Genomic DNA, 5,912 nt, shown 5'->3' on the forward strand with positions numbered 1-5,912 from the left:
AGAGACAGCCGGAGGGGCGGGCGGGGAGGATCGGCTCCGGCGTCGGGTCGGTGTCCACCACCGGGATCAGGTGCTCCCGGGGGGCGGAAACGATGGTTCGGCCCCGGCTTCCGGCGGTCGTCCGGACGGGGACGGAACGCTCCGAACGGCGCTCGGAGGCGTCCCGGACGGTGCGGCCGATGGTCTTCACGGTGCGCATGGCATCCCCCAGATGCGAAACTGTGGCCCGCGGGCGCCGAACTGTGGCCCGGGCCACAGCAAGCACTGCCCGTGACGGGGTCCCACTAATCACGGCGCGTCGCCGCACACGGCGACACGATTGTGGGCTTGATCACAGTCCGGGTGACCGGATGCGCCCCCGTGCGCCGGTACGGGGGGCCTCGGGGACGGAGGGCGGACACGCGGCGTGCACGTCCCGCCCCCGGCTGTTCGCCCGCACCGGCTGCGGGTAGGTTGACCGACTGTGGAGGAACTGGACCGGAACATCGTGGAACTGCTCCTGCGAGACGGTCGCATGAGCTACACCGACCTGGGCAGGGCCACCGGGCTGTCCACCTCCGCCGTCCACCAGCGGGTGCGCCGTCTCGAGCAGCGCGGGGTGATCCGCGGCTACGCCGCCGTCGTGGACCCCGACGCGCTGGGGTTGCCGCTGACGGCCTTCATCTCGGTCAAGCCCTTCGACCCCAGCGCGCCCGACGACATCGCCGACCGGCTCGCGGGGGTACCCGAGATCGAGGCCTGCCACAGCGTCGCCGGCGAGGAGAACTACATCCTCAAGGTCCGGGTCGCCGGCCCGGCCGAGTTGGAACACCTGCTGGCCCGGGTCCGTTCGCTGGCAGGCGTCTCCACCCGGACCACCGTGGTCCTCTCCACCCCCTACGAGGCCCGCCCGCCACGGGTGTGAGTCGGCCGCCGCCGCGACCCCGGCCACCGACCCGTGCGGGGTCCGGGCGAAACTGATCGACATGAGTCGGCGCACCACACCCGAAGAGCCCGGATCCCCCGCTCCCGAACCGGGGGCCCCGCCCCGCACCGTGCTGCTGCGCGGCGGCACCGTCCACACCCCGGCCGATCCCTTCGCCACCGCCATGGTGGTGCGCGGCGACACCGTCGCCTGGGTCGGGGCCGAGGGCGCCGCCGACTCCTTCACGGAGATCGCCGACGAGGTCGTCGACCTGCGGGGGGCCCTGGTCACCCCGGCCTTCGTGGACGCCCACGTGCACGCCACCGCCACCGGGCTGGCCCTCACCGGCCTGGACCTGTCCGGTGCCCGGGACGCGGAGGACCTGCTGCGGCGGGTCCGGGAGCACGCCCACCGCCTTCCCGCCGACGAGGTCGTCCTCGGCCACGGCTGGGACACCGCCGGATGGTCCGACCCCCGGCCGCCGGGCCGGGACCGCCTGGACGAGGCGGCGGGAGGGCGGCCCGCCTACCTCACCCGGGTGGACGTCCACTCCGCCCTGGTCTCCACCGCCCTGGTGGACCGGCTCCCCGGCGTCACCGGCCAACCGGGCTTCGACGCCGACGGCCCCCTCACCGACGCCGCCCACCACGCCGTGCGCCGGGCGGCCCACGGTTCCATCGGGCCCACCGTGCGCCGGGCGGCCCAGCGCGCCGCCCTCCGGCACGCCGCGGAACTGGGCATCGGCGGCCTGCACGAGTGCGCCGGTCCCGAGATCTCCTCGGTGGAGGACCTCACCGACCTGTTCCGCCTGGCGGCCGAGGACCCGGCCCCGCGGGTGCACGGCTATTGGGCCGAGGCGGTCACCGAACCGGACGCCGCGGTGGCGATCCGGGAACTCGGGGCCGCGGGCGCCGCCGGAGACCTGTTCGTCGACGGTTCCCTGGGCTCGCACACCGCGCTGTTGGAGGCCCCCTACGAGGACGCCCCGCACCGCCACGGCACCGCCCACCTCGACGTCGCGGCGGTCGCCGATCACGTGACCGCCTGCACCCTGGCCGGGGTGCAGGCCGGCTTCCACGCCATCGGAGACGTGGCGGTCGCCACCGTGCTCGAGGGCGTACGGACGGCCGCCGGGCGGGTGGGCGTCGACCGGGTCCGGGCCCTGCGACACCGGGTCGAGCATGCCGAGATGCTCACCGCCGACACCGTGGCGGCCTTCGCCGACCTGGCCCTGACCGCCTCGGTGCAACCGGCCTTCGACGCGGCCTGGGGAGGTCCGGACGGCATGTACGCGACGCGGCTGGGCCGCGAGCGCGCCGCCGGTCTCAACCCCTTCGCGGCGCTCCTGCGGGCCGGCGTGCCCCTCGCCCTGGGCTCCGACGCCCCCGTGACGCCGCTGGACCCCTGGGGAGCGCTGCGGGCCGCCGCCCACCACCGGAACCCGGCCCACCGGATCTCCGTCCGGGCCGCCTTCGCCGCCCACACCCGGGGTGGTTGGCGGGCCCTGGGGCGCGACGACGGCGGGGTGCTGGTGCCCGGGGCCCCGGCCGACTACGCCGTGTGGCGGGTGGGCGAGCTGGTGGTGCAGGCCCCCGACGACCGGGTCGCCCGCTGGTCCACCGACCCGCGTTCCGCCACTCCCGGCCTTCCGGATCTCTCACCCGGTGAACCCTCTCCGGTGTGCCTGCGCACGGTGGTCGCCGGGCGGGTGATCCACACGGCGGGCTGATCGCGTCCCCCTCAAGCGCCCCACAGCGGCGGCGCGTTCGGAGTCCGACGCCGTTTCCGCCGGCCCGAACGGGTGATTCATCGGTACCCGGCCGGTGCCCGGCGCGCCCGCTCGGTTCGGGGCCTCCGGGCCCGCCCGGCTGCCCGACACGCCGGTGGTTTCCCCCATCGTGCGTCCCCGACCTGCGAGTTCATGAGATCTTCGCAGGTCGCGGGCGTGTTGACAGCCGGTTGGAGCCGAGAGGTAGGTTCGGCCGCGTCCACCACGGGACGTACCGGTCGGTGTGCCCGGGCGCCCGCCGAAAGCCGTCGGATCACAGGGTGACGGGTCACCACGACCCCCACCGGGAGCCAGGTCCGGTATCGGCGCGGGCGGGCGCCGGGCCCCACCCTCCGGGCGGGTGCGACCCGGGTGGGGTCCGGTGCTCAACAGACAACGGCCCCGGGGTGCCGCAGCCAGCGACCCCGGGGATCGGCCCGAAGAGCATCGGACCCCGCCCGCCGCCCGGCGGGCTGTCATCCGGCATCGCCTCCCCGACCGGCCCCAGACGGGGCGGGACGCGGTACGGTCGATCACCGAACCGTCTTGTCTCCCGTGAGGACCACGCCCATGCCGGCCGGCCACCCGACCGCCCCCGTCGCCGACGACGACCGCGCCGGGCGCGCTCCCGGCGCCGGTGACCGGCCCGCGGCGGAAACCGGCGCCCCCGCCGATACCGCCCGGCCCGCCGCTCCGTCGGACGTCGTGACGGCGGACTCCGGGACCCCCGGCTCCCCGCGGTGGGGGCGGATACGGGCGGCGCTGCCCGGCGCGATGGCCCGTGCCGCCGTCGCCGTCCCGGCCGGCGCGGGCCTCGCCCTCGCCTTCCCGCCCTACGGGTGGTGGCCGCTGTCGGTGCTCGCGGTCGCGGCGCTGAGCCTGCTGGTCCGGGGCTCCGGAGCCCGCGGGGGCGCCCTGCTCGGTTTCTGCTTCGGCCTGCCCTTCTTCGTGGTGCTGCTGAAGTGGCTCCACGTCATCGGCTGGGACGCGGTCCTGGGCCTGGCGTTCCTGCAGGCGCTCTTCCTCGCGGCACTGGGCGCCGGGCTGGCCGGCGTCTCCCGCCTTTCGTGGTGGCCGGTGTGGACGGCCTGCCTGTGGGTCGCCCAGGAGTGGGCCCGCGACCGGATCCCGCTGGGTGGCTTCCCCTGGGGGCGATTGGCCTTCGCCAACACCTCCACCCCCTTCACCCCGCTCGCCGCGCTGGGCGGGGCGCCCCTGGTGACCTTCGCGGTGGCACTCACCGGCGCCCTGCTGGCCCTCGTCCTCCTCCGCCTCGGCACGGTCCTCCGGGCACGTGGTCGGATGTCCGCCCCGGTGATCGCCCCCCGGGGCGGTCGGCGGCCCGTGCCGCCCCTCGCCGGCGCCGCCCTGGCCCTCCTGGCGGCCGGCGGCACCCTCATGGTCGGGCGGACGGTCCCCGTGCCCACCGAGCCGGCCGAGACGGTGCGCATCGCCGTGGTGCAGGGCAACGTCCAGCAGCCCGGCATGGACTTCCTCGGTCGGCCGATGCTGATCCTCAACAACCACGTGGAGGCCACCCTCGACCTGGCCCGGGACGTCCGCGAGGGGCGCGTCGACGCTCCCGACCTGGTGATCTGGCCGGAGAACGCCTCCGACCTCGACCCCCACCGTCACCCGCAGGCACGCGCCGCCATCGACCGGGCCGCCCGCGCGATCGGTGTGCCGATCCTGGTCGGAGCCCTGGTGGACCACCCGACCGAAGAGGGGTACGTGGAGAACCAGGGCATCGTCTGGGACCCGGTGACCGGTCCGGGCGACTCCTACACCAAACAGCACCCCGTCCCCTTCGGCGAATACGTTCCCTTCCGCGCCCAGCTGAGCAAGGTGATCACCCGGCTCGAACGGGTGCCCCGTGATTTCTGGCCCGGGGAGGAGACCGGCGTCCTCGACGTCGGGCCCGCCCGGCTCGGGGACGTCATCTGCTTCGAGGTGGCCTACGACGGCATAGTCCGCGACACCGTCAACGCCGGGGCCCGCGCCCTGGTGATCCAGACGAACAACGCGACCTACGGCCACACCGGGCAACCCGAGCAGCAACTGGCCATGTCGGAGCTGCGGGCCGTCGAACACGGCCGGGCGATCGTCACCGCCGCCACCAGTGGCATCAGCGCCATCGTCGCCCCGGACGGCACCATCGTGCAGCGCACCGAGGAGTTCACCCGGGAGGTGCTGGTGGGGGAGCTCCCGTTGCGCGACGAGCGCACCGTCGCCGACCGGGTGGGCGCCGCGCCCGAATGGGGGTTGGCGCTGCTCGGTCTGGTGGTGTGGGGAGGAGCCCGCCTGCGTGACCGGCGGGCCGGGGGAGCGGGCACGGCGGCCGGCGCCGGCGACCCCGCCCCGACGCACGGCGAACGGCCCCGGGACGTCGCGGCGTGAGCGGCCCGTGCGCGTCCGGCACCGGAGAGGACCCCCGGGAACCGGCGGAGTCGGTGGGGCCCGTGCTGGTGGTGATCCCCACCTACAACGAAGCGGCCAACCTCCCGCCGCTGGTCGAGCGGCTCCGCCGGGAGGTACCGGAGGCCGATGTCCTGGTGGTCGACGACGACAGTCCCGACGGCACGGGGCGGGTGGCCGACCGTCTGGCCGCCGCCGACCCCGCCGTCCACGTGTTGCACCGGGCGGGCAAGGACGGCCTGGGCGCCGCCTATCTGGACGGCTTCCGTTGGGGTCTGGAGCGCTCCTACCGGGCCCTGGTGCAGATGGACGGGGACGGCTCGCACCTCCCCGAGCAACTTCCCCGGCTGCTCACCGCGCTGGGCCGGGCCGACCTGGTCATCGGGTCCCGCTGGGTGCCCGGCGGTCGCATCGTGCGCTGGCCACGCCGCCGCCAGCTCCTCTCGCGCGGTGGCAGCGGCTACTCCCGGCTGCTGCTCGACCTGCCGCTGCGCGATGTCACCAGCGGGTACCGGGCGCTGCGTCGGAGCGCACTGACCCCGGAACTGATGGCGGATGTTGCGGCGCGGGGCTACTGCTTCCAGGTCGACCTCGCCCATCGGGCGGTGCGGGCGGGACTGCGGGTGGTGGAGGTGCCCATCACCTTCGTGGAGCGCACCACCGGGGACAGCAAGATGAGCCGGGAGATCGTGGCCGAGGCCCTGTGGCGGGTCACGGCCTGGGGCATCGCCTCCCGTTTCCGCACACTGACCCGGCGCGGGCACACTTGAGTCATGACCTCCGCCACTCCGCAACCGCGTGACCCCCGTGCCCGTCGTTCCGTTC

General features: G+C 75.3%; 5 protein-coding genes. 4 read left to right on the top strand and 1 reads right to left on the bottom strand.

Features of this window, described 5'->3' with window-relative positions:
- Positions 1-199: hypothetical protein (locus FNQ90_RS10150; protein ID WP_182606069.1), on the bottom strand; the 199-nt coding region annotated here is incomplete at its 3' end.
- A gap of 264 nt (positions 200-463) precedes the next feature.
- On the opposite strand from FNQ90_RS10150, the gene FNQ90_RS10155 reads away from it, so the two are divergent.
- From FNQ90_RS10155 to FNQ90_RS10170, 4 genes are all read left to right on the top strand, one after another.
- Positions 464-904, top strand: a complete 441-nt coding sequence (locus tag FNQ90_RS10155) for an Lrp/AsnC family transcriptional regulator (protein ID WP_182606070.1) — start codon at positions 464-466, stop codon at positions 902-904.
- A 61-nt stretch (positions 905-965) separates the two neighbouring features.
- Positions 966-2,633, top strand: a complete 1,668-nt coding sequence (locus tag FNQ90_RS10160; protein WP_182606071.1) for an amidohydrolase — start codon at positions 966-968, stop codon at positions 2,631-2,633.
- A 609-nt stretch (positions 2,634-3,242) separates the two neighbouring features.
- Positions 3,243-5,069: an apolipoprotein N-acyltransferase gene (lnt, locus tag FNQ90_RS10165; RefSeq protein WP_182606072.1), complete on the top strand. Its 1,827-nt coding sequence runs from the start codon at positions 3,243-3,245 to the stop codon at positions 5,067-5,069.
- Positions 5,066-5,857 (top strand): polyprenol monophosphomannose synthase, encoded by a 792-nt coding sequence (locus FNQ90_RS10170; RefSeq protein ID WP_323379867.1) that lies wholly within the window; start codon positions 5,066-5,068, stop codon positions 5,855-5,857. Before lnt ends, FNQ90_RS10170 begins: the two co-directional genes overlap by 4 nt.
- The last annotated feature ends 55 nt before the right edge of the window (positions 5,858-5,912 follow it).

The organism is Streptomyces alkaliphilus (assembly GCF_014141535.1).
GTDB lineage: Bacteria > Actinomycetota > Actinomycetes > Streptomycetales > Streptomycetaceae > Streptomyces > Streptomyces alkaliphilus.

Excerpts from the sequence above, each read along its gene's own strand:
- lnt (WP_182606072.1), top strand. The coding sequence starts at position 3,243 with ATGCCGGCCGGCCACCCGACCGCCCCCGTCGCCGACGACGACCGCGCC.
- FNQ90_RS10160 (WP_182606071.1), top strand. The coding sequence starts at position 966 with ATGAGTCGGCGCACCACACCCGAAGAGCCCGGATCCCCCGCTCCCGAA.